Source organism: Actinorugispora endophytica (assembly GCF_004363075.1).
In the GTDB taxonomy this organism is placed as follows: domain Bacteria; phylum Actinomycetota; class Actinomycetes; order Streptosporangiales; family Streptosporangiaceae; genus Actinorugispora; species Actinorugispora endophytica.
On the sequence record NZ_SNYN01000005.1, the window covers coordinates 255,952 to 278,663 of the forward strand.

Consider the following 22,712-nt stretch of genomic DNA (forward strand, 5'->3'; position numbering starts at 1 on the left):
ATCGTGACCTTTCCGGGGTCTCAACCGTTTCGGAGGCCCCGGAAAGGTCACGATCACCAAGGAATGGAGCGGGTCAGCTCCAGGCCGCGATGACCTCCTCGGGGCCCCAGACCAGGTCCGCTCCGACGCCGGGTTCGACGCCGGAGCGGCTGACGACGACGAGTCCGGCCCTTCCCTCCCCGGCCCCCGGCACGCGGGCGCTGTCGCGGACGAGCGCGGCGAAGTCGTGCCGGTCGAAGGCGGTGCCGAGCCACTTGACGGAGCCGGTGTAGTAGACCGTCCGTGCCACCGGCTCGCGGTCGGCTCCCACCAGGTCGACCTCCGGGGCGAACGTCCGGGGCCACCATCCGCCGACCGCGTCGGCTTCCGGCCAGGGGAAAGTCTCGTCCGAGGCCGCACGGGAGAGCGCCTCGCGGATGACGGGTTCGATCGCGCGGCCGCGCCAGCTCTCCCACTGGCGGGTGATCCGGCGGAGGGCGGTGTCGGGGCGGTCGCGTTTGGCGTCCTCGTGGGCTCGGGCCAGCATCGCGAGGTAGAGGCGCAGGTAGGTGTCCGCGACGCGGTACAGCCTGCCTCCGTTGCCGGGGGCGGTCGCCAGAGGCGTGTCGGCGTCCACGGCGCGCTTCTCCCGCAACTGGAGCAGGACCGGCCCCAGGGAGCCGGATTTGAGCGGCTCGCCAGGGGCGGCCCCGGCGGCCTGGGCGATGTTGTTGAACGTCCGCTCGCCGTGCCCGATGGCCTCCAGTACGCGACGGGCCTGGTCGGGGTTGGGGAACTCGGAGTTGACCATGGACTCCCCGACGGTGAAGAGGGGGCTCGCGGGGTCCTCGCACTGGGAGGCGAAGAACTCCCGCGGCGGCATTCCGTTCGGCCAGACGCGGCACAGGCCGGGAAAACCACCGGTGATCAGGTTGGCGTCCAGCGCGTCCGACCCCGACAGGCCGGTCATGGAGGCGGTCTCGGCCGGGTTCAGCGGCCGGACGACCAGTTCGTCGGCGCGACCGTAGAAGGGCCGCTCGTAACCGGTGAACGCCTCCATCATGTGCAGGTCACTGCCGACGAGGGCCAGCAGAACCGGTCTCGCGGACAGGAGCCGGTCCCAGGCGGTCTGCAACTGCCCCTCCAGCCGGGGGTCCTGTTGCAGGAGCCACGGCAGTTCGTCGATCACCACGACTGCGGGGGAGTCGGCCGGCAGTACCAGGTTGAGGAGCCTGAACGCTTCCAGCCAGGTGGACGGTGCTGTCCTGGGCGTGTCCGCGGCACCGGGGACGGTGGACTCGGCGATGGCCGAGACGAAGTCGTTGAGCGACTCGGTGACCGAGACGCCGCGGCTGGCCTGGAAGTACAGAGAGGGAACGCGGCTCTCGCGGCAGAACTGCTCCATGAGGCGGGACTTGCCGACCTGCCTCCGGCCGCGAACGGTGATCGCCTTGCCCCGCCCGTCCTCGGTGACCAGGTCGAGCCGCCGTCCCAGCGACGCCAGCTCTCGGCGCCGACCGACGAAGTGTCCCTTCCGCATGCGCTCCCCCGACTTAGAATGTTTCTGACTTAGAAACATTCTAAGTTAGAAACCATCTAAGTTGGGTTCGGTCCGCCCGGTCCTCCGGCGGGCTTTCCGAGGGTGGTGGCGCGGGGCCCGGACGGGCAGTATGGCGGGGACGTTCCAGACGGCTGGACCGGCGAGGGGAGAGGCCGTGACGACCACCAGTTCCGCTACCGAGAAGTACCGAGACGCCCGGGACCGGCTCATGGCGCTGACCGGCGACCACGCCGCGGCGGTCGAGTCGTTCGAGTGGCCCGACCTGGGGCCGCGGTTCAACTGGGCGGTCGACTGGTTCGACGCCTACGCCCGGGACAGCGACGCGACGGCGTTGCGGATCGTCGAGGAGGACGGCTCCGAGACCCGGGTCGGCTTCGCCGAGATGGCCCACCGGTCCGACCAGGTCGCGGTCTGGCTGGCGGACCAGGGCGTCGCGCGCGGCGACCGGGTGCTGCTCATGCTCGGCAACCGGGTGGAGCTGTGGGAGTCGATGCTCGCGGTGATGAAGCTCGGCGCGGTGATCATGCCGACGACCACCGCGCTCGGGCCGGCCGACCTCGTCGACCGGATCGAGCGCGGCGGCGCCCGCCACGTCGTCGCTGCGGGCGCGGACACGGCCAAGTTCGACGGCGTCCCCGGCGACTACACCAGGATCGCGGTCGACGGGGCGCCCGACGGGTGGGCGGACTACCGCCGGGCGTACGAGACCGCCGACCCGGTGGTCCCGCACCCCGGGACCGCGCCCGACGACCCCCTGCTGCTGTACTTCACCTCGGGCACGACCAGCCGCCCCAAGCTCGTGCTGCACACGCAGGTCTCCTACCCGCTCGGCCACCTCTCGACGGTGTACTGGCTGGGGCTGCGCCCCGGCGACACGCACCTGAACATCAGCTCCCCGGGCTGGGCCAAGCACGCGTGGAGCTGCTTCTTCGCCCCGTGGATCGCCGAGGCGACGGTCTTCGTGCACAACTACTCCCGCTTCGACCCCGCCGCGCTGCTGCGCCGGATCCGGCGGGCGGGGGTCACCACCTTCTGCGCGCCGCCGACCGTGTGGCGGATGCTGATCAACACGGACCTGTCCGGCGGCCCCGGAAGCCTGCGGGAGGTGATCGCGGCGGGGGAGCCGCTCAACCCCGAGGTGATCGACCGGGTTCGGCGGGAGTGGGGGCTGACGCTGCGCGACGGCTTCGGGCAGACCGAGACGACCGCCCTGGTCGGCAACACGCCGGGGTCGCCGGTCAGACCGGGGTCGATGGGGCGGCCGCTGCCCGGGTGCCCGGTCGTGCTCGTCGACCCGCTGAGCGGACGGCCCGCCGAGGAGGGCGAGATCTGCCTGGACCTGTCGGCCCGCCCGCTGCCGCTGATGAGCGGCTACCAGGGCGACGCCGAACTCCACGCCGCCGCGACGGCGGACGGCTGGTACCACACCGGCGACGTCGCCCGGCGGGACGCCGACGGCTTCATCACCTACATCGGGCGCACCGACGACGTCTTCAAGGCGTCCGACTACAAGATCAGCCCGTTCGAGCTGGAGAGCGTGCTGATCGAGCACCCGGCGGTGGCCGAGGCGGCGGTGGTCCCGGCTCCCGACCCGGTCCGTCTGGCGGTGCCCAAGGCCTACGTCGCGCTGGTCCCGGGCCACGAGCCGACGGAGGAGACCGCGCTGTCGATCCTGCGCCACGCCCGCGAGAACCTCGCCCCGTTCCTGAGGGTGCGCCGGATCGAGTTCCACGACCTCCCCAAGACCATCTCGGGCAAGATCCGCCGCGTGGAGCTGCGCCGCCGCGAGGAGGAGCGGGCCTCGACCGACCGGCCCTCCGAGGAGTGGCGCGACGACCAGTTCCCGGAGCTGCGCCCCGGACACCAGGAATGAGGGAGCCCCCGGCGCGGGGGCGACCGGCGTCCATGGAAGGGGCTCACCTGGTGATCGCGGGTCTTCCGCCCGTTCCGGGGCCTGAAAGGGTGGAGAACCCACGATCATCGCCAGGCCCCCTGCGGAGGCCGCGAACCGCAGCGGCGGCCTGCCACTGCCGGGCCTTGGCGTCGAGGACTGTCGCGGTGGGCACTCCGCGTCGGCGGTAGCCGCGTAGGTGGGTGCGGATGTCGGTGACGGCGGTGTCGGCGCGCGCGGAACGCACCCCCGTCATGCTGTCCAGGGCCGTGGACCAGGTTTCGCACGCCGCTTCCAGATGGCCGCGTCCGGCCTGCACCGCGCCCAGGTCGGCCAGGGTCAGGGCGTGGATGCGGGGGTGGGTGGACGGGTTCCAGCACGCTGCGGAGCGCCGGTACTGCTCCTCGGCCCCGGCCAGGTCTCCCAGAGCCGCCAGCGCCTTGCCGCCCTGGTTGGTCAGGCGAGCCTCGGTTGGCCCGCCCAGGCTCGCCCATCTGGGCGCCTCGTCGTGACCGGCCTGATCGACCAGCCGTTCGGCCGCGGCCAGCGCACGAAGCGCCGGGCGGGGGCTGCGCTCACCGGCATGCGCGCGGGCCAGCGTCAGCTGAAACAGCGACTCGGTCTCGGCCGGGACCTTTCCCCGCGCACGGGACAGGGCTGCTTCGGCCAGGTCGACGCAGTGCTCGCTCACCCCGGTGTCCATGGCCTGGTGGGCCAGGATCCGCAGGACGTAGGCCGCGTGGGTGCCGGAAGACTCCTCCGCGAGCTGGTAGGCGTGCAGGTAGTACCGCTGGGCCAGCCCTTTGAGTCCGGCGTCGTGCGCCTTCCACCCGGCAAGGTAGGCCAGTTCGGCGGCGGCCCCGAACATGCCCCGCCGCGCGGTGTCGTCGTTGAAGCTTCCCCGGCAGTAGGAGGTGACGTCGGTGACCAGGTACTCCACCACCGCCGAGCGGCTGACCGAACCGCCGAGGAGCTCGTCGGCGCGGTTGAAGACGCTGGTGACGTCTCGAACGGCCTGGATCTCGGCGGCACCGACGACGCCCCCCTCGCGGACGCGAACGCCTCGGTGCGCGGCGTCGGCGGCTCCGGGCATCAGTGGGGCGGCCAGCGCGCTGATCGAGTAGGCCGTCGTGGCCAGGAAATGGCGGCGGTCCACGTCCGACCTCCCCAGGGTCGCCAGTGAGGCCACCGGGTCCTGGGCCAGAGCCGGTGGCGTTTCGTCTTGTCGTGACGCTACCCCGATCTCGGTGGGGGAGACGACGCGGCCCAGCGCGCGGCTCAGCGCCTCGGTGAGGTAGGCGGCGGTGGCCGGTTGCGGGGTTGTGCCCTTCACCCAATGGGCGATGGCGGCCGCTCCGGTACGCACGTCGGCGCCGTTCTCGGTGGCGACCGCACGGATTCGGCCGGCCAGCGCCCGATAACTCAGGCCGGATTCGGCGATGGCGCTGTGCAGCGCGGCGTTGACGGGGCGCTCGGATTCGGGGGGATCAGGGGGCACGGGGGACTCCTTCGGAGCGCGGTTGGACACGTTAAACACGTTCACCACGGTGAAACCCTGGTTACGGAAGGCCATCGCTCGGAGACTAGGCGTACGAGTAGGTCGCGTCCAAGGAGTTGAGGGATATGACGGTGGTAGAGCCTACGGGGCCGGTGGCCTTCACAGTGCTCGATTCCACCGTTCGCCCATTCGCGGAGGTGGTGCTGAGAAAGCTCGGGTCGTCGCAGTCGATGGCCGAAAAGCTGGTCGAAGGCATCATGGCCGAACTTGGCCTTGGCTCCGACGTCGCCTTCAACGCGGGCTGGATCGCCCAAGAGCCCGTCGGAAACGCCCTGCGGCACGCCACCGCACCGTTCGTCCTGCAACTGCGCGGCAATCGTGATGTCCGGGGAGCATACGTCGCCGTCTGCCTCGTGGACGCCCTCCCAGTTCCGGTCGACATGGCTCGGTACATCCGGTCTTGCCGTCCTCTGACGTTCGAGAACCTCGACGCGCTACCGCTGAACGCACCCGCCCTCGAGCACCGGCGCGGTCTGGCCATGATCGTGAGTATCAGTGACGGGCCCGGATGCGAGATCTGGCCGAGTTGGAAAGCTGTGTGGTCCGCGATGCGGGTTTCGTCCGGCGCCCAGGATCACCTCCCGTGCAGGTACGGCAGCGTCTGGCCATGCTCGGGCGCCCCCGTCCGCACGACTCACCAGCGGAGCACCAACCCACCGGTGCGCACCTGAACTCCACGGACCAACAGCGCGGGTCCGTAGAACCAGACGTTGTCTGCTCGACAAAGACCGTATCCCGCTTGGCCACCCGGCACGGTGCCGGGTCTTTCCGCCCGTCCGCAGCTCGATTGTCCGGATCCGCACCCTTGCACAGGCAAGCTCACCCGTTGTCCATCCGTAAATCAAGGAGTCCCATGAAAAGGTCCCTGCTGGTCGACACCCACGCCAACTCCTGTTACTTCCGCACCAGCGTTTCCGGTGATGGCCGCAAGGCGCTCGTGCAGATCACTGAGCGGTGCAACCTGCACTGCGCCCACTGCTTCGTCTCCTCCACCCGGGTCGGCAACGACATGGCCTTGGACGCCATCACCAGCGTGGTACTGCCGCGGCTGCGTGCGGCCCGAGTCGAGCGGGTTACCTTGACCGGTGGGGAACCGTTCGTCCACCCCGACATCATGGAGATCTGCCGGACGGTCACAGACACCGGCATGTCCCTGGGCATCTGCACCAACGCTACTCAGGCCAGCGATGAGCAGATCGCGCACCTGGCTGAGCTTGGCGTCCACGTCAACGTGTCCTTTGATGGGTTCCGCCCTGAATCCCACGGTAAGTTTCGCGGCAACCAGGCGTCGTTCGCCACCACGCTGGCCACGACCACCAAGTTCGCCGAGGCCGGGCTGTTGCAGGGACTGCTGTCCACGCCCAACGCGCTCACCGACCCCGAGGAGTTCGCGGACCTGTGCGAATTCGCTTCCGAGGTTGGGGCCAAGTACGTACTGATGAACCCGTTGTCGTCCTTCGGGCGCGGAATCAAGTCCAAGGGCCGGCTTGCGGCCGATGCCGCGAAGATGGACGCGATTCGCGCGGTCACCCGCCGGTTCGCCGACCGGGTCGAGCTGGTCGACATCCGCTTCCCCAACGGCGACAAGCCACTGGGTGGCTGCGACGCGGGCAAGCTCATCTACGTTTTCACCGACGGCCAACTGGCTGTATGCCCTTACCTGGTGTTCGCTGCCCGCAATCCGATCAGCCGCTACCCCGACACCGACTTCCTGGCCGGTAACATCCTCGACCACGACGTCGAGAAGCCGCTGGACGGCTACGACTTCCACACCCGCTTCCGCGTCGGAGACAACCCCACCTGTACTTCGTGCGTGATGGAAAATAGCTGCGGCAAGGGCTGTCCCGCAGCCGTGGTGGCCAATGGCGGCCGGATCGGTGACATCGACACCGAGCAGTGCCCCGTCGCCCCCGAGGGGGTCCGCCTGCTGCCCGTGAGCCTCGCGTGACGGGCATGCCCAGGTTCGTCGTGGTCGAAGGCCCCAACGGGGCCGGTAAGACTACTACCGCCCGCGTACTGGCCGAACGCCTGCGCGCGACAGGGCGCACGCACGAGACGACCGAGACTACTCGCACCCCTTTCGGGAACATGGTGCGTGCCCAGGAGAAGTGGCTGGCGGGACGGCCGCTGGCACTGGCGGTGGCCGCCGACCGCTACGCCCACCTCGACAACGAGATCCAGCCGCGCCTGCGAGCAGGCTCCCACGTCGTCAGTGACCGCTACGTCCCTTCTTCCCTAGTGCTTCAACGCATTGACGGCCTGACCGTTGAGGAGATCTGGAGTTACAACCTTCACACCACCCCGCCTGATCTGACGGTCTATCTGGAGGAGGATCCCGAGACCATCCGGCAGCGGTTGGCCGCACGCACTACGCTGTCACGGCTGGAGAAGACCGGCAGCCCCGAACTGGAGTTGGAGCTGTACCACGACGCCCGTGCGTTCCTCGGCGCCCGTGGATGGCGTCAGATCGTCATCGATTGCCGTGGCCTGTCCCCCGAAGCGGTGGCCGACCGCATCCACCAGCACCTTCCCTTCTGACCCACCCCCAGGAGCGATCCGCCATGGTCTCTGTGCTGACCCTCAACATCGGTGCGGCCGCCGAGCCGCGCGCCCAGCGGCTGCTGGACTGGCTCGACAGTCGAGACGAGGAAGTGATCGTGCTCAGTGAGACCAGTTCCGGCCCCGGTACCGCGCTGCTGCTGGACCGGTACACCAAGGCCGGTTGGGACGTCGTCCACTGTCCCGACTCCGGTGGGGAACGCGGTGTAGCGGTTCTCAGCCGCGTCGCCACCGTGCGGGCGGCCCGACCGGAATTCACGTGCGTGAGTATCCCCGGCCGGGCCGCCTACACCGTGCTGGACACCCAACCCCGCATCGGCGTGCTCGGCCTTTACGTCCCCAACACCAAACTCGGTGACAAGAAGAAGACGTTCGTCTCCACTCTGCTCGCAGCGGTGCGCTCCCTGCCGGACGAACAGCTTGCGCACTTGGTGGTCGCCGGGGACTACAACGTCATCTCCCGTAGCCACCAACCACCCCATTCCGGATTCGCCGCCTATGAGTACGCCCTGCTGGATGGCTTGGAGCGCATCGGGATGGTCGACGCTCACACCCGTCTACACCCCGACGCTCATCCCCACTCCTGGGTGGGACGCACGGGCGACGGCTATCGCTACGACTACATCTACGCCGGGCTGAGACTGGCCGAGCGGATCACCGGTTCGGCCTACCTGCACGAGCCCCGCACCCCGCCTGCGCTCACCGACCACTCCGCTGTCACACTCGACCTCGTACTGGACTCGACACGGCTGCTGGACGTGGGTGACCCCGCTGCCGAGGACACGCCGACGCTGTTCTAAGCCGTCGCCGTGGCAGCGCGGACCAGGGAGTCGTAGGTGTCGGTGGTCCGCTCCACGTCCACACCCCACGCGCGGACGACCTTGTCGAGCTCGGCCTGGGCCGCCATCCCGTCGCGGTCGTCGCCGACGGTCATCTCCACCTCGACGAACGCCCCCGCGTGCTCGACCTCGTCCACGCACACCGACACAGAACCCAGGGAGCCGGAGCGGCGGGTCTTGACGATGCGCACCGTGGGCCGGAACCCCATCTCCACGATGGCGTCGTGCATCTGCTCGCGGTCGGTCACCACCGTCTCATGCTCGATGCAGTCCATCTCACCGGAGACCGGCTTTTTCACGGTGAACAGGTGCCGACCGTCATCGGTGGTACGGAGCCGGGCAAACACCACTCCGGTCTTCGGCATCCCGTAGTCCCAGCCAGGCTGGGCGTACGCCTGGTCGTCCTGATGCACCGGGTCACCGATCCGCAGCCCGTGAGACTTCAACACGACCAGCAGCGCCTCCACGTCCTTCACCCGGTACTTGGCCTCGATCTCCCGCACCACTGCTGCCTCCGGTCAGTCGTCCATCGACGGCAGCGTAGCGACCACACGGTGCTGGTGCCTCACGATCCGTTGATGGTGTGCGGACCGGGAGGCGGTCCGGCAGCTCCAAGGCCCGACTCGCTGACGCGCGGGGCGGTCCGGGAGCGGAGCAGAGCCCGGAAGGCCGCGTCTGGGGCGACGAGTCGGGCTCCCGCCCCGCCGCCCGCTCTCAGCGGCGGCGCGCGGACTCGGAGGAGGTGACCGGGCAGTGGCCGCCCGGCTGCTCGGGGACGGGATCGGCGGCGCCCGCCAGCATGCTGGCGGCGATCCACTCGTAGACCAGCACCCACGCCGAGCTGAACGACGAGGACCAGCCGGGGGACAGTTCCTGGACGGCCTTGATCATGGCCCGCCCGACGACCGGGTAGTCGTCGGGGCCCAGCTGCCACTTGTCGCGGTGGTAGCGGCCGAGCTTTCCCAGGTATCCCTGCATCTGGACCGGGCGGTCCAGGTGGGAGACCACCTGGAGCAGGATCTGGGCCATCCGCTTGGTCTGGTCGGACATGTCGTCGGGGAACAGCCCGCGTACGGACGGGGCCATCTCGAACAGGTGGGCGTAGAAGCGCTCGGCCAGGATCTCGGGCTTCTCGGTGAGATGGGCGCAGGTGTCTTGGATCGCGGCGACGACTTCGGGAGCCGGGTGAGGGAGGACGGCGAGGGGCCTGGGAGGCATGGCGTGCCTTCTTCTCGTTGCTTCCGGAGGGCGCGGACATCCCTCCGAAACCGGAAACGGTGCTCGCGTGAAGTGCTGGTTCGTCGGAACCAGGCCGGTGGAGCACCGCTTTCCTGCGGGGTTTGAGTGCGAAACGTCCGTTGAATTCTCGTGTCGGTCTCTGCTCGTGCTTCCAGGGAGCTGCGCAAGACACGATAAATCCTCCCGGGGGAGAGCGCACGGTGTTCTTGTCCGCTCTTCCCCGAGAAGGACCGATTTCGCCGGTTCAGGGGATTCGGAGAAGAATCCGCCGACTTCGCCCCCGGATTTCCCGACCCCGGTCCGCTTTCCGGTTCCCGGACGCGCCCCGGTGTCCTCAGTGGCCCCCGGCCAGGGTGCCGCTGAGGCCGCGGTGCAGCTCCCCGCTGGGCACGTTCAGCCCGATGATCTCGACCTCGACGCCGTGCCTGGCGAACTTGTCGGTGGCGTGGTCCAGCGCCGCGACGGCGGAGGAGTCCCACATGTGCGCGTACGACAGGTCGATGACGGCCTTGCGCACGCCCTCCTCGGTGTAGTCGAACTCCCCGACCAGTTCGTTGCTGGACGCGAAGAAGAGGTCGCCGCGCACGGAGTAGACCCGGACGCCGCCCTCGGGGTCGAGCACGCTGGTGACGGCGGACAGGTGCGCCACCCCGCGGGCGAAGATCACGGTGGAGGTGACGACGCCGATGATGACGCCGATGGCGAGGTTGTGGGTGGCCACGACCACGGCGACGGTGACGACCATGACGAGGGTCTCGGTCCACGGCATGCGGCGCAGCGTCCCCGGGCGGACGCTGTGCCAGTCGAAGGTGGCGACGGACACGAAGATCATCACCGCGACCAGGGCGGCCATCGGGATGACCGCGACGATGTCGCCGAGCACCACCACCAGGATCAGCAGGAACACCCCGGCCAGGAACGTGGACAGGCGGGTGCGGGCGCCGGACTTCACGTTGATCATGGTCTGGCCGATCATGGCGCAGCCCGCCATGCCGCCGAAGAAACCGGTGATGATGTTGGCCAGGCCCTGCCCGCGCGCCTCCCGGCCCTTGGAGGAGGTGGTGTCGGTCTGGTCGTCGACCAGCTTGGCGGTCATCAGCGACTCCATCAGTCCCACCAGCGCCAGGGTCAGCGAGTAGGGGGCGATGGTGGTGAGGGTCTCCAGGGTCAGCGGGACGTCGGGCAGGAAGGGGACGGGGAAGCTGTCGGGCAGCTCGCCCATGTCGCCGACGGTGGGCGCTTTGACGCCCGCCAGCACGGTGACGAGGGTCAGCACGACGATCGCCACGAGCGGCGCGGGCACGGCCCTGGTCAGCAGCGGGAGCAGGAAGATGATCGCCAGGCCGCCCGCGGCCAGCGCGTAGACGGGGACGCCCACGCCGACCAGGTGCGGGAGCTGGGCCATGAAGATGAGGATGGCCAGGGCGTTGACGAACCCGGTCATGACGCTGGGCGGCACGAACCGCATCAGCTTGGCGACCCCCATCAGGCCCAGGGCCACCTGGAACACTCCCGCCAGGATCGTGGCCGCGAGCAGGTGGTCGACCCCGTACTCCCTGGCCAGCGGCGCCGCGACCAGCGCCATCGCGCCGGTGGCCGCCGAGATCATCGCCGGTCGCCCGCCGAGGAAGGCGATGGAGACGGCCATGGTGAAGGAGGCGAACAGGCCGATCCGGGGGTCGACCCCGGCGATGATCGAGAACGAGATCGCCTCGGGGATCAGCGCGAGCGCGACGACCAGGCCCGCCATCGCGTCGGTGCGGATCACGGAGAAGGGCGGAAGGCCGGGTCTCGGGCGGGGTTTCGTCTTCTGCGCGGACATGGGGCCAATCTCGGGAAGGGCGGCCGTGGCCGCGGTGCGGTGGGTCGCGGTGGGAAGGCCGAGGCGGGTGGGGCACACGGGGCCCGGGGCCTCGGCGCGACAGAATCCTACCCTTACGTAAGGGTAGTGTCGGGGTCCGCCGCTGAGAGCGCGGTCACAGCGCCCGGTCCCCCTCTAGGAGGCCGGGGAGGAGTGCTTGCTCTTCTGCTCGCGGAGGCGGTCGGCGAACTCCGCGGCCATGTCCAGCTGCTTGCGCAGCGCGGCGCAGCGGGCCTCGATGGCGGCCTCGAACATGTCCAGCCGGGCCAGGAGTCCGTCGCGCTCGTGCCGGGGGGTTTCGGGGGCCTCCAGCCGGTCGAGGGCGCCGAGCAGGTCGCGGGTCTCCTCCAGGCTGAACTCCAGCGGCTTCATCCGCTTGATCAGCAGCAGCCGCTCCACGTCGGACTCGGTGTAGAGCCGGAACCCGCCGCGTGAGCGCGCGGACGGCTCGACCAGCGCGACCTCGCCGTAGTAGCGGATCGTGCGCAGAGACAGTCCCGTGCGCTCGGCGACCTCGCCGATCTGCATGTGCTCCGAGCCCATCGGAAGAACCTCCTCGTGAGGTGCTCACCCTAACGGCCGGTGGCGGGTGCCCGTGGTCGGCCGAGGGCAGGGCGGGCGCCCCCAGCCCCGCCCCTTCCGGGCCCGGGAAAGGCGGTCCGGCGTCCTTGCCCGCCCCTGCTTTCCGGGAAATCCGCGGTAGGTCGTCCGACGTCCTACCTCTACTTTTCGTTTTCGCGTCGGAAGGCCGGATATCGAGTAGGACACGAGTCGGTCGCGGCCCGTCTTCAGTCGCCTGGGGCGTCTTTGCTACACTCATCGTGCTTTTGCGGCTTTTGGCGTTTTTCGTGGTGAAAAGATGTTGCGTCACGACTGCCGTGCTTTCTTTCTCCCATGCCATATCAGCGACGTGGCCGGACGTGGACACCTGATGACTGATTCGATCCCCGAACGCCTCCGCGCGAGTGCGGCGTCGCGCGTCGGCGTTCTGCTGCTGGCCGCTGTGCTCGTCACCGCCGCGGGCTGGGCCTGGGCCGCGTGGAGCGTTCCCGGCCCCGACCGCGCCCCTTCGCTGGTCGTGGGAGCGGCCTCCATCCTCCTCCTGGTCGTGGTCGGAGCCGGGCTGCTGTACCAGGCCGAGCAGCGGGGACGGGCCGCCGCCCGCGTCGACGCGCTGCGGGCCGAGACCCGGCGGCTGTCCGCCGACCTCGTCCCGGCCCTGGTCGGACGGCTGCGCGAGGGCGTCTCGGCGGCCACCGCGCTGGACGGCGTCGACCTGCCCGAGGACCCCGGGTGCCGGGCCGCCCTGGAGGCGGTCGCGGACGAGATCGCGCGCAGCGAGCGCAGACGCCTCGCGGTGATGGCCACGGGCGCCACCGCTGCGGGCCGGGTGCAGGCGCTCACCACCGCGATGCTCGCCGACCTCCGCGAGATGCAGGACCGGCACGGCAACGGGATGCCGGCCGCCGACGTCCTGGGCGACCTCATGCACCTGGACCACAGCACCGCCCAGACCGGACGCATCGCGGACAGCATCGCCGTGCTCGCCGGGGCGCGGTCGGGGCGGCGGTGGACCCGACCGATCCCGATGGAGAGCGTGCTGCGCGGCGCGATGGGGCGCATCGGCGCCTACCAGCGGGTGCGCACGTACTCCACCTCCGGCGTCGCCGTCGTCGGCTACGCGGCCGAGGGCGTCATGCACGCGCTGGCCGAGATCCTCGACAACGCGACCAAGTTCTCCCCGCCCACGGCCGAGGTCCACGTGTACGTGGAGGAGGTGCAGGCCGGGGTCGCGGTCATCGTCGAGGACGGCGGCCTCGTCATGGGCGAGGACGCGCTCCGCCGGGCGCGCCGGATGGTCGAGAACGACCTGGACCCGGAGATGCCCTCGGGAACCCGGCTCGGACTGGTCGTGGTCGGCGCCCTGGCGCGCAAGTACGGCCTGTCGGTCTCCTTCCGCTCCTCGGCCCGGGGCGGGACCTCGGTCGTCACGCTGCTGCCGCAGCGGCTGGTCAAGCCCCTTCCCGCGCCCCGGGAGGAGCCGGACGCGGCGCCCCGCGCCCTCGCCGCCGCTGCCGCGCCGCCCCGCGCGGGCGCCGGGGCGGGCGAGGCCGCCCGGGAAGGCGAACGCGGGGAGAGCGGCCTGCCGGTGCGGCGGCGCGGGCAGGCCCTGGCCGAGGCCGAGCGCACGCGCACCGCGTCGCGGGACACGCCGCGGGCCGCGCCACGGCCGGGCCCGGCCACCCCGGCCCAAGGCTTCGGAGCATTCCGCTCAGCAGTGCGGAAACCGATTTCTCAGAGCACCCCGGAGGACGAATCCTGATGGACCTCGCCAAGTTGAGCTGGCTTCTGGAAGGCCTGCTGGAACGTACGCCGGGGGCACGGCACGCGCTCGTGCTGTCCAGGGACGGCCTGAAGCTGTGCCACTCCGCGGGACTGGGCACCGACCAGGCCGACCACCTGGCCGCCATCGCGGCGGGACTGCAGAGCCTCGCGCACGGGGCGTCCATCGAGTTCGGCGACGGCACCGGCGGGGTCCGCCAGGCGATGGCCGAGTTCTACGGCGGCCTGCTGTTCATCGTCGAGGCCGGACACGGCGCGCACCTGGCGGTGATCGCGGGGGAGGACGCCGACCCCGGGCTCACCGGTCACAACATGAACGAGCTCGTCGAGCAGATCGGCGAGCACCTCACCTCGCCGCCCCGGTCGGACGCCGAGCCGGCCCCCGGTCGGGCATGAGTCGCCCCGTCGACAGGGAGTCCCCGGACCGCCTCTACACCATCACCTCGGGGCGCAGCAGGGGCGGCGACGAGGTCTTCGACGCGGTGACGCTGGTCGTCGCCGAGTGCGATCCGACCCCCGGCATGCAGTCCGAGCACTCCCGCATCCTGCGGATGTGCCAGCGGCCCATGGCGGTGGTCGAGGTCTCGGCCAGGCTCGGACTCCCGGTCAACGTGGTGCGAATCCTGCTGACCGACCTGCTGGACGCGGGGCGGATCACCGCCCGGCATCCGACCGCCGTGAACTCCGCGGTGTCCCCGTTCGCCTCCCCGGACGTGCTGGAGAAGGTGCTCGTTGCACTCCAAAAGCTCTGACCCCGCAGTTCCGCTGCCCGCGACCGCCGAGCAGGGCCTGAAGATCGCCGTCGTCGGCGGGTTCGGGGTCGGCAAGACCACGATGGTCCATTCGATCAGCGAGATCCGCCCGCTGCACACCGAGGAGACGATGACCCGGGCGAGCTCCGCGGTGGACGACCTCCACGGTGTCGAGGGCAAGACCACGACGACCGTGGCGTTCGACTTCGGCCGCATCACCCTGGACGAGACGTCCGTGCTGTACCTGTTCGGGGCCCCGGGCCAGGAGCGCTTCTGGTTCCTGTGGGACCGCCTGTTCACGGGAGCCCTGGGCGCGGTCGTGCTGGTCGACGCCCGGCGCCTGGCGGACTCCTGGTACGCCATCGACCGGCTGGAGGCGCAGGGGACCCCGTTCGTCGTCGCCCGCAACGACTTCGGCGGCCCCCCGCACACCCTCGACCAGATCCGCGCGGCGCTCGACCTGCCCGAGTCCATCCCCCTGGTGGACTGCGACGCCCGTTCCCGCGACTCGGTCAAGCAGGTGCTGGTCACCCTGGTGCGGCACGTGCACTCGCTGTCGACCACCCCGGAGGCCGTCTGATGAGCACACCGCAGCACACCGGAGCGGACGGGGGAGGCTGCCCGGCCCGCCGCCTGTACGGGCCGGAGTTCGAGACGGACCCCGGGTCGCTGTACCGCGACATGCGCGCCCAGCACGGTCCGGTCGCCCCGGTGCTGCTGGACGGCGACATCCCGGCCTGGCTGGTGATCGGCTACCGCGAACTGCACTACGTGCTGAGCACCCCGAGCGTCTTCGCCCGCAGTTCGAGCCGGTGGAGCGCCTGGGACCGGATCCCGCCCGACTGGCCGCTGACGCCGCTGCTGATGCGGACCCCCACCGTGCTGCACACCGAGGGCGAGGAGCACCGCCGCCGCGCGGGCGCGATCAGCGACGCGCTGGCGGGCGCCGACCACCACGAGACGCGGATGTCCACGGCCCGGGCGGCCGACCGCCTGATCGACGGGTTCTGCGCCGCCACCGGCGCCGACCTGCGCGCCGACTACGCCACCCGGCTGCCCGCCATGGTGCTGGGACGGCTGTACGGACTGGACGACGCGCGCGCCGACCAGCTGGCGGGCGCGATGACCGCGATGATCGACGGGGGTCCCGAGGCGCTGGACGGCCAGCGGTTCCTGCTCTCGGCGATGACGGACCTCGTGGCGGCCCGGCGGGTGCGCCCCGGCCCCGACCTGGTCTCCAGGCTGCTGGCGCACCCCGCCGGGATCACCGACGAGGAGGCGGTCCCCGACCTGGTCGTGATGCTCGGCGGAGGGCACCAGCCCACCACCGAGTGGCTGGGCAACACGCTGCGCCTGATGCTCACCGACGACCGCTTCGCCGCGTCGCTGTCGGGCGCGCGGCGCAGCGTGGGCGCGGCCCTCAACGAGGTCCTGTGGGAGGACACCCCCACCCAGAACTACGCGGGCCGCTTCGCCGTCCACGACGTCGAGCTGGGCGGGCAGCTGCTGCGCGCGGGGGACCTGGTGATCCTCGGCCTGGCCGGGGCGAACGCCGACCCGCGGGTCAGCCCGGACCCCCGCGGCGCGCCGGCGCACGGCAACCACGCCCACATGTCCTTCTCGCACGGGGAGCACCGCTGCCCGTACCCCGCCCAGGAACTCGCCGAGATCATCGTCACGACAGGCGTCGAGGTGCTGCTGGACCGCCTGCCGGACGTGGAACTCGCCATCTCCCCCGACGAGCTGAGATGGCGACCGTCGCCCTGGATGCGCGGCCTCGTCTCGCTTCCAGTGGCCTTCACCCCTGTGATCCCCCTTGGAGACATGTGATGGCTTCCCCCGCCGGCACTTCCCCCGCCGCCCCGATCGTGCTCGACCCGTACGTCTCGGACCTGGACGGTGAGCGGGAGCGCCTCCACGCGGCCGGTCCGATCGCCGACGTGGAGCTGCCCGGCGGGGTCAGGACGTGGTCGGTCACCCACCACGAGGCGGCCCGCCGGCTGCTCACCGACCCCCGACTGGTCAAGGACATCGCGCACTGGGCCGCCTACCAGCGCGGCGAGATCTCCCCCACCTGGCCGCTGCTCAGCGTGGTCCCGCCCACGCCCACGAACATGCTGGGCACCGACGGCAGGGAGCACAAGCGCCTGCGCCTGCTCACGGCGCACGCGTTCGCCCCGCGCCGGGCGGAGCTGATGCGCCCGCGCGTCACCGAGATCACCGGGGAGCTGCTGGACGCCCTGGAGGAGCGCGCGGGCGAGCCCCAGGACCTGAAGTCGGAGTTCTCGTTCAAACTGCCGATGAACGTGATCGGCGAGCTGTTCGGGGTGGAGGACGCCGCCCACGGCGAGCTGCGCGGGCTCTACGACACGTTCTTCAGCTCGGTCACGGAGCCCGAGGACTTCATGGCGACCATGGCGGCGCTCAAGGAGTTCTACACCGGGATGATCGCGGACAAGCGCGCCAACCCCGGCGACGACCTCACCAGCGCGCTGCTGGAGGCGAACGAGGACGGCGACACCCTCACCGACGAGGAGGTGCTGGGCACGTTGCAGATCGTGGTGGCGGCCGGGCACGAGACCACCGTCAACCTGATCACCAACGCGGTGCGGGCGCTGCTGGCCCACCCCGACCAGCTGGCGCTGGCGCGGTCGGGGGAGTGCTCGTGGGAGGCGGTGGTGGAGGAGGCCCTGCGCTGGGACCCGCCCACCACCAACTTCATCTTCCGTTTCGCCGCCGAGGACGTCGAGTACGGCGGTGTGACCATTGCCAAGGGGGACCCGGTGATGGTCTCCTACGGCGCGATCGGCCGCGACCCCTCCCAGCACGGCGACAACCCCGAGGTCTTCGACATCACCCGCTCGGGCGGGCGGCACATGTCGTTCGGCCACGGCCCGCACGTGTGCCCGGGCGCGCCCCTGGCCCGGATGGAGGCGCAGATCGCGCTCCCCCTGCTGTTCGAGCGCTTCCCCGACATGAGGCTGGCGGTCGAGGACTCGATGCTCACCCCCAACCCGTCGGTGATCGTCAACAGCCTCAAGGAGCTCCCGGTCGTCCTGCGTCCCTGACCCGCCCCGCCGGGGGGTCTCCGCGGGGGTCGTCCGGCGTCCGTGGACGGGGACCTGCTCGATGGTCCTGACGTCAGCGCCGCGGCGTGTCCGTTCTGGAGGGCGCCGACGTCAGGACCGTCGACGAAACCCTGTGGCGTGGGGCCGGCCGTCCCGGCGTTCCCGGTCGCGGCGCTAGGCGCGGTTCGCGAGGTTGGCTTCCAGGCGGTCGAGGACGCGCAGGGCCGTGGCCCGCTCCTCCTCGGTGAGGCCGCTGACGGTGGCCTCCTCCAGCTGCCACCAGATCTCCTCGATCTCCTGGCGCAGCGCCTGGCTGGCGGCGGTGGGCTCGATGATGACGCCCCGGCGGTCGGTGGGGCAGGGGACGCGGCGGACGAACCCCGCCCGCTCCAGGCGCTGGACGGCCCGGGTCATGGTGGCGGAGTCCGAGCCGAGGAGGGCCGTGAGCTCGGACTGGCGCTGCGCGCCGGTCTCCCACAGGTGCATCATCAGGGCCTCCTGTCCCGGGTGCAGGCCGGCGCGGCGGAGCAGGCTCCCTTCGAGCATGCGGTGCAGGCGGGCCACACGGGTGATCGCGTGGCTGACGGGGCCGCACCTGAGGCCCGCCGGGCACACCGGCCCGGCCGTGGGCCCGGGCTCCTTTCCGGAGGGGGGTCGTGGGGTGGTCATCGCGTGCTCATCCTCCCGGGCGGTCTGCTCCCCTCATTAAACCCGGTCGAAAAACTGTTCGAGCAGTTAAACGGGAGACGACCTGCGGAGAGGTAGAGCGGCTGGCAGAGCGCTTTCACTACCTGTGTTCTGAAGCACGTCAGAAGGATCTGGGAAGAAAGGGTGTTATTTCCCTGTTCGGACAGCTAACGATGCGGCGTAGGCCGCGTCACCCCGAACGGAGGAACGCCATGACCACCGTCTTCGAGCCGATCGACCTCGCCGGGACCCGGCTGGCCAACCGCGTCGCGATGGCGCCGATGACACGCAGCCGCGCCTACGGCCCCGGAGCGTCCCCGACCCCCCTCATGGCGGAGTACTACGCGCAGCGCGCCTCCGCCGGACTGATCATCACCGAGGGCGTGCAGCCGTCCGTGGTCGGGCAGGGGTACCCGAACACGCCGGGGCTGCACAGCCGGGAGCAGGTCGAGGCGTGGCGCCAGGTCACCGGCGCCGTCCACGAGGCCGGGGGCGTGATCTTCGCCCAGCTGATGCACACCGGCCGGATCGGCCACCCGGTCCTGCTCCCCGACGGGCTCGCCCCCGTGGGGGCCTCGCCGGTCGCCGCGTCCGGGCAGGTGTTCACGGGCGAGGGGATGAAGGACTTCGTCACCCCCGTCGAGCTCACCGAGGAGGGCATCGCCGACACGATCGCCGACTTCGCCGCCGCCGCGCGCAACGCGGTCGCCGCCGGGTTCGACGGGGTCGAGCTGCACGGCGCCAACGGCTACCTGCTCCACCAGTTCCTGTCGACCAACGCCAACCGGCGCACCGACGGCTGGGGCGGCTCCGTCGCGGGCCGGATCCGGCTGGTCGTCGAGGTGGCCCGCGCGGCGGCGGAGGCCATCGGCGCGCACCGGGTGGGCCTGCGGATCTCCCCCGGGAACCACCCGTACAACGACATCGTCGAGGACGACCCCGAGGCCACCCACACGGCGCTCGTCGACGCGCTCGACCCCCTCGGCCTGGCCTACCTGCACATCGGGGAGCTCGCGGACCGGGACCTGACCCTGCGGCTGCGCAAGCAGTGGAGCGGAACGCTCATCCTGAACCCGGCCACCCCCGGCGCGGTGACCGGCCCGGACGCGCTGGAGCTGGTCGAGGACGGCGTGGCGGACATCGTCTCCTTCGGGGCCCTGTTCCTGGCCAACCCCGACCTGCCCGCCCGGCTGGCCGCCGGAGGCCCGTTCAACACCCCCGACCCCGCCACCTTCTACGGCGGCGACGAGCGCGGCTACACCGACTACCCGGCCCTGGGCGGCTGACCCGGGAGGCGCGCGGCGACCCGCAACGGGACGCGCCAGGCGCTGGTGGGGGCTGACACCAGCAGCCGGTCGGGGCACCCCGGGGGATCTCACCGGTGATCTTGACGTTATCGTTCTCAAATCGCGGGATTCGAGAACGATAACGTCAAGATCACCAACGGGTCTCCCGCGAAACGGACATCGTGGACGCGGCCTCGGTCCCCACCCGCCGTCGCCACCCGCCGTCGCCGCCCGCCGTCGCCGCCCCCCGTGACCTCGCGATCCGCGCGGCGCGAGGTCGAAAGGCCCACCGGAGACACCCGTACGCCGCTCACCCCGCGCCGGAGGTCCCCTCGGAGCCGGGCCCCGCGGCGTCCGCAGGCAGGTCCCGGCGCGGCAGGTCGGGTTCCAGGTAGATCAACCGGGCGATCGGGACGGCCGCGCGGATCCGGGCCTCGGCGCCGTCGATGGCCCCGGCGATCCCCCGGGCGTCGTCCTCGGCGCCGATGGCGATCTTGGCCGCCACGAGCAGCTCCTCCGGACCGATGTGCAGGGTGCGCATGTGGATGACGGCGTCGACGTCGTCGCCCGCCGTGATCGCCCGCCGGATCAGCCGCACGTGCTCGGGGGTCGCCGACTCCCCGACCAGCAGGCTGGAGGTCTCCATGGCGAGCACCACCGCGATCGCCACCAGCAGGACCCCGATCGCGGCCGTGCCGAGCCCGTCCCACACGCCGTTGCCGGTGACCAGCGTCAACCCCACACCCGCCAGCGCGAGCACCAGGCCCAGCAGCGCTCCGGCGTCCTCCAGCAGGACCACCGGGAGCTCCGGGGACTTGGCGCGGCGGACGAACCGCACCCAGCCCGCCCCGCCGCGCACCGCGTCGGCCTCCTTCACGGCCGTCCGCAGCGAGAACCCCTCCATGACGATCGCGGCCAGCAGGACCGCGATCGGCACCCACCGCCACTCGGTGATCGGGTGCGGCTCGCTGATCTTGTGCCACGCCTCGTACAGCGCGAACAGGCCGCCCAGGCTGAACAGCACGATCGAGACGAGGAAGGCGTAGATGTAGCGCGCCCGCCCGTAGCCGAACGGATGCTCCGGGGTGGCGCCGCGCCGGGCCCGCCTGCCGCCGATCAGCAGCAGCAGCTGGTTGCCGGAGTCGGCGACGGAGTGGATCGACTCGGCCAGCATCGACGACGAGGACGTCAGCAGGTAGGCGACGAACTTGGTGACCGCGATGCCCAGGTTCGCGCCCAGCGCGGCGACGATGGCCCGCGTGCTTCCCTCGGTGCTCATGAACCTCACACTCCCCACCGCCGCCGAGCGGTTCCCGCGGCGTCCCGACGGTCCCGGACACTGCCCGCCGGAGCGCCCGCGTAACACGCCCGGTCCCGCCGGCGCGGCGGCGCGCCGGCGGGACCGGCCCTCAGGAGAGCCCGATCCGGACCCGCCACACCACCGGCCCCGCCTCCAGGTACTCCCAGACGAAGCGGCCGGGGTACTCGGCCGCGAACTGGTAGTACAGGGGCTTGGGGTCGTGGTCGTTGACGAGGACGAACGCCGTTCCGGCGGCCAGCGCCTCGAACGTGGCGAAGATCTGCCGGTGGCGCTGGGCGGGGACGAGCCCGCGCACGTCCAGCTCGCCGTCGGCGGGGTCGGCGGGGTCGGCGGGGTCGGCGGTGGCGGTCTCGTCGGCGGCGGGCGCGTCGCTTCCGCCGCACCCGCATCCGCCGCACCCGCACCCCGGGCGGTCGCCCGCGCCGGGCTCGGGGGCGCCCAGGATCTCGTGCATCCCGGCGAGCAGCGCGTCGAGGTCGACGCCGGCCTCGGCGAGCGCGGGCAGCAGCACGTCGTTCTCCTTGGCCAGGTGCGCCTGGAACAGCGCGTTCAGCGCGGAGGCGGCCCCCGCGACCTCGCCCTGGGTCCGCGCCTCCTCCAGCCGGTCGACCAGGTCGTGCAGCACGGTGTGCTCGGCGCGCATGGCGCGCACCAGCAGCCGGAGCCCGGGGAGCTCCTCGGCGGTGCGGTACAGCGTCCCCTCCTCGGCGAGCGCGTGCGGGAGGACCTCGCCGGTGGCGAAGTCGAGCAGCTGGTCCCGGCGCGCGAGGGGGGACAGGAGCCGGTCGATCGAGTCCTGGATGGTCAGGGTGTGGTCGGCCACCGTCCGGCCCATCTGCTCGTGGTGCGAGCGGATGGCCGCGATCGTGGCCTGCTGGCGGTCGTCGAAGGAGACGTCGGTGGTGTCCGCGAGTGCGGCTCGGTCGGCCATGGGGGTTCTTTCCCGTCGGGTCGGAGGTCGGTCGCCATAGTTTTTACGTCCTCCGTTGTATTTACAACGCCCGTCGTGCAAAATCAAGGCGTGGCTGAGTACAGTGGCAAAGGCATCGATCCGGGAGTCCACCGGTTGTTCGCCGACGTGAGCCGGGTGGCGGTCCTCGAAGCGGTCCGGGGCGCCGGCCGGCCGATGGCGGTCCGCGAGATCGCCGAAGCGGTCGGCCTGCACGCCAACACCGTGCGGGCGCACCTGGCGCTCCTGGCCGAACGCGGGTACGTGGTGGGCGCGGCGGAGGACCGGGAGCGGCCGGGCCGCCCCCGCCTGCTCTACACCGCGCCCCCGGACCGCGACGAGAAGCGCAACTACCGGCTGCTGGCCGAGACGCTGGTCGCCTACCTCGCGGAGCACAGCGGGGACCGGACCGCGGCGGCGATCGCCGCCGGGCGCGTCTACGGGGAGCGGGCGGTCCGCCAGGAGCACCCCCTCGCCGAGGTGACCGGGGAGGCGGCGGTCCGCACGGTCGTGGAGATCCTCGACGACATCGGGTTCGAGCCCCGCCGGTCCGCTGACGGACGCCGCGTCGACCTGCACCGGTGCCCCTTCCGGGAGCTCGCGGAGAGCAGCCCCGAGGTCGTGTGCGGGGTGCACCTGGGCATCATGCGGGGCGCGCTCGCCGAACTGGGCGCACCGGTCGAGGCCGTGAACCTGGAGCCGTTCGTGGAACCCGACCGGTGCGTCGCGAACCTGCGCGCACGCTAGCCCGACTTCCACCGGTGGTCGTGGCCCTTCCGGGGTCCCGGAAGCGGCTGAGACCCCGGACAGGTCACGGTC

At 71.2% G+C, this 22,712-nt stretch carries 22 protein-coding genes; 13 read left to right on the forward strand and 9 right to left on the reverse strand.

What is annotated here, in order from left to right:
- Positions 1–73: 73 nt before the first annotated feature.
- Positions 74–1,519 (reverse strand): AAA family ATPase, encoded by a 1,446-nt coding sequence (locus tag EV190_RS10035; protein WP_133741212.1) that lies wholly within the window; start codon positions 1,517–1,519, stop codon positions 74–76.
- A 229-nt stretch (positions 1,520–1,748) separates the two neighbouring features.
- Here EV190_RS10035 and EV190_RS10040 point away from each other — a divergent pair, with 229 nt between their 5' ends.
- Positions 1,749–3,413: an AMP-binding protein gene (locus tag EV190_RS10040; RefSeq protein ID WP_243742486.1), complete on the forward strand. Its 1,665-nt coding sequence runs from the start codon at positions 1,749–1,751 to the stop codon at positions 3,411–3,413.
- Positions 3,414–3,456: 43 nt separating this feature from the next.
- Here the strand turns inward: EV190_RS10040 and EV190_RS10045 are convergent, their stop codons facing one another.
- On the reverse strand, positions 3,457–4,929 hold the full coding sequence (locus EV190_RS10045) for a hypothetical protein (protein WP_133741214.1): 1,473 nt from the start codon (positions 4,927–4,929) through the stop codon (positions 3,457–3,459).
- Positions 4,930–5,054: 125 nt separating this feature from the next.
- On the opposite strand from EV190_RS10045, the gene EV190_RS10050 reads away from it, so the two are divergent.
- The 4 genes from EV190_RS10050 (at position 5,055) to EV190_RS10065 (ending at position 8,348) form a co-directional block, all read left to right on the forward strand.
- Positions 5,055–5,660, forward strand: coding sequence for a hypothetical protein (locus EV190_RS10050; protein WP_133741215.1), 606 nt, complete (start codon positions 5,055–5,057; stop codon positions 5,658–5,660).
- 182 nt (positions 5,661–5,842) lie between these two features.
- A complete protein-coding gene (locus EV190_RS10055) occupies positions 5,843–6,937 on the forward strand; it encodes a radical SAM protein (RefSeq protein WP_133741216.1) in 1,095 nt (364 codons plus the stop codon).
- Positions 6,938–6,942: 5 nt separating this feature from the next.
- Positions 6,943–7,527, forward strand: a complete 585-nt coding sequence (gene tmk / locus EV190_RS10060) for a dTMP kinase (RefSeq protein WP_133741217.1) — start codon at positions 6,943–6,945, stop codon at positions 7,525–7,527.
- Positions 7,528–7,550: 23 nt separating this feature from the next.
- Complete coding sequence (locus EV190_RS10065) at positions 7,551–8,348, forward strand: endonuclease/exonuclease/phosphatase family protein (RefSeq protein ID WP_166655431.1); 798 nt, start codon at positions 7,551–7,553, stop codon at positions 8,346–8,348.
- Here EV190_RS10065 and EV190_RS10070 read toward each other — a convergent pair.
- From EV190_RS10070 to EV190_RS10085, 4 genes are all read right to left on the reverse strand, one after another.
- A complete protein-coding gene (locus EV190_RS10070; RefSeq protein WP_133741219.1) occupies positions 8,345–8,890 on the reverse strand; it encodes a class IV adenylate cyclase in 546 nt (181 codons plus the stop codon). The two genes, EV190_RS10065 and EV190_RS10070, sit on opposite strands and share 4 nt — an antisense overlap.
- Before the next feature lie 211 nt (positions 8,891–9,101).
- Complete coding sequence (locus EV190_RS10075) at positions 9,102–9,605, reverse strand: globin domain-containing protein (RefSeq protein WP_133741220.1); 504 nt, start codon at positions 9,603–9,605, stop codon at positions 9,102–9,104.
- A 355-nt stretch (positions 9,606–9,960) separates the two neighbouring features.
- On the reverse strand, positions 9,961–11,448 hold the full coding sequence (locus EV190_RS10080; protein WP_133741221.1) for a SulP family inorganic anion transporter: 1,488 nt from the start codon (positions 11,446–11,448) through the stop codon (positions 9,961–9,963).
- A 174-nt stretch (positions 11,449–11,622) separates the two neighbouring features.
- A complete protein-coding gene (locus EV190_RS10085) occupies positions 11,623–12,030 on the reverse strand; it encodes a MerR family transcriptional regulator (RefSeq protein WP_243742478.1) in 408 nt (135 codons plus the stop codon).
- A gap of 388 nt (positions 12,031–12,418) precedes the next feature.
- On the opposite strand from EV190_RS10085, the gene EV190_RS10090 reads away from it, so the two are divergent.
- Genes EV190_RS10090 through EV190_RS10115 form a run of 6 tightly spaced genes read left to right on the forward strand, consistent with a single transcriptional unit; the run spans position 12,419 to position 17,650 of the window.
- Entirely contained in the window at positions 12,419–13,810 is a 1,392-nt protein-coding gene (locus tag EV190_RS10090; protein ID WP_133741222.1) for a sensor histidine kinase, read from the forward strand.
- Positions 13,810–14,226 carry a roadblock/LC7 domain-containing protein gene (locus EV190_RS10095; protein ID WP_133741223.1) on the forward strand — a complete coding sequence of 139 codons (417 nt, stop codon included), beginning with the start codon at positions 13,810–13,812 and terminating at the stop codon, positions 14,224–14,226. Before EV190_RS10090 ends, EV190_RS10095 begins: the two co-directional genes overlap by 1 nt.
- Positions 14,223–14,582, forward strand: a complete 360-nt coding sequence (locus EV190_RS10100) for a DUF742 domain-containing protein (protein ID WP_133741224.1) — start codon at positions 14,223–14,225, stop codon at positions 14,580–14,582. Before EV190_RS10095 ends, EV190_RS10100 begins: the two co-directional genes overlap by 4 nt.
- Positions 14,563–15,162, forward strand: a complete 600-nt coding sequence (locus tag EV190_RS10105; protein ID WP_133741225.1) for a GTP-binding protein — start codon at positions 14,563–14,565, stop codon at positions 15,160–15,162. The genes EV190_RS10100 and EV190_RS10105 overlap by 20 nt, the downstream gene beginning before the upstream one ends.
- Positions 15,162–16,412 carry a cytochrome P450 gene (locus tag EV190_RS10110; protein ID WP_133741226.1) on the forward strand — a complete coding sequence of 417 codons (1,251 nt, stop codon included), beginning with the start codon at positions 15,162–15,164 and terminating at the stop codon, positions 16,410–16,412. Before EV190_RS10105 ends, EV190_RS10110 begins: the two co-directional genes overlap by 1 nt.
- Positions 16,412–17,650 (forward strand): cytochrome P450 family protein, encoded by a 1,239-nt coding sequence (locus EV190_RS10115; protein WP_133741227.1) that lies wholly within the window; start codon positions 16,412–16,414, stop codon positions 17,648–17,650. Before EV190_RS10110 ends, EV190_RS10115 begins: the two co-directional genes overlap by 1 nt.
- Positions 17,651–17,824: 174 nt before the next feature.
- Here EV190_RS10115 and EV190_RS10120 read toward each other — a convergent pair whose 3' ends face one another.
- Positions 17,825–18,319 (reverse strand): MarR family winged helix-turn-helix transcriptional regulator, encoded by a 495-nt coding sequence (locus EV190_RS10120; RefSeq protein ID WP_133741228.1) that lies wholly within the window; start codon positions 18,317–18,319, stop codon positions 17,825–17,827.
- A 230-nt stretch (positions 18,320–18,549) separates the two neighbouring features.
- Between EV190_RS10120 and EV190_RS10125 the strand changes: the two genes are divergently transcribed.
- Positions 18,550–19,623, forward strand: coding sequence for an alkene reductase (locus EV190_RS10125; RefSeq protein ID WP_133741229.1), 1,074 nt, complete (start codon positions 18,550–18,552; stop codon positions 19,621–19,623).
- 310 nt (positions 19,624–19,933) lie between these two features.
- On the opposite strand, the gene EV190_RS10130 is transcribed toward EV190_RS10125, so the two are convergent.
- The gene (locus EV190_RS10130; protein WP_133741230.1) at positions 19,934–20,902 is read right to left on the reverse strand and encodes a cation diffusion facilitator family transporter; all 969 of its coding nucleotides are present in this window, start codon (positions 20,900–20,902) and stop codon (positions 19,934–19,936) included.
- Positions 20,903–21,032: 130 nt separating this feature from the next.
- Positions 21,033–21,875: a DUF2249 domain-containing protein gene (locus EV190_RS10135; protein WP_133741231.1), complete on the reverse strand. Its 843-nt coding sequence runs from the start codon at positions 21,873–21,875 to the stop codon at positions 21,033–21,035.
- A 90-nt stretch (positions 21,876–21,965) separates the two neighbouring features.
- Here EV190_RS10135 and EV190_RS10140 point away from each other — a divergent pair, with 90 nt between their 5' ends.
- Positions 21,966–22,640 (forward strand): helix-turn-helix transcriptional regulator, encoded by a 675-nt coding sequence (locus EV190_RS10140; RefSeq protein ID WP_133741232.1) that lies wholly within the window; start codon positions 21,966–21,968, stop codon positions 22,638–22,640.
- Positions 22,641–22,712 lie beyond the last annotated feature (72 nt).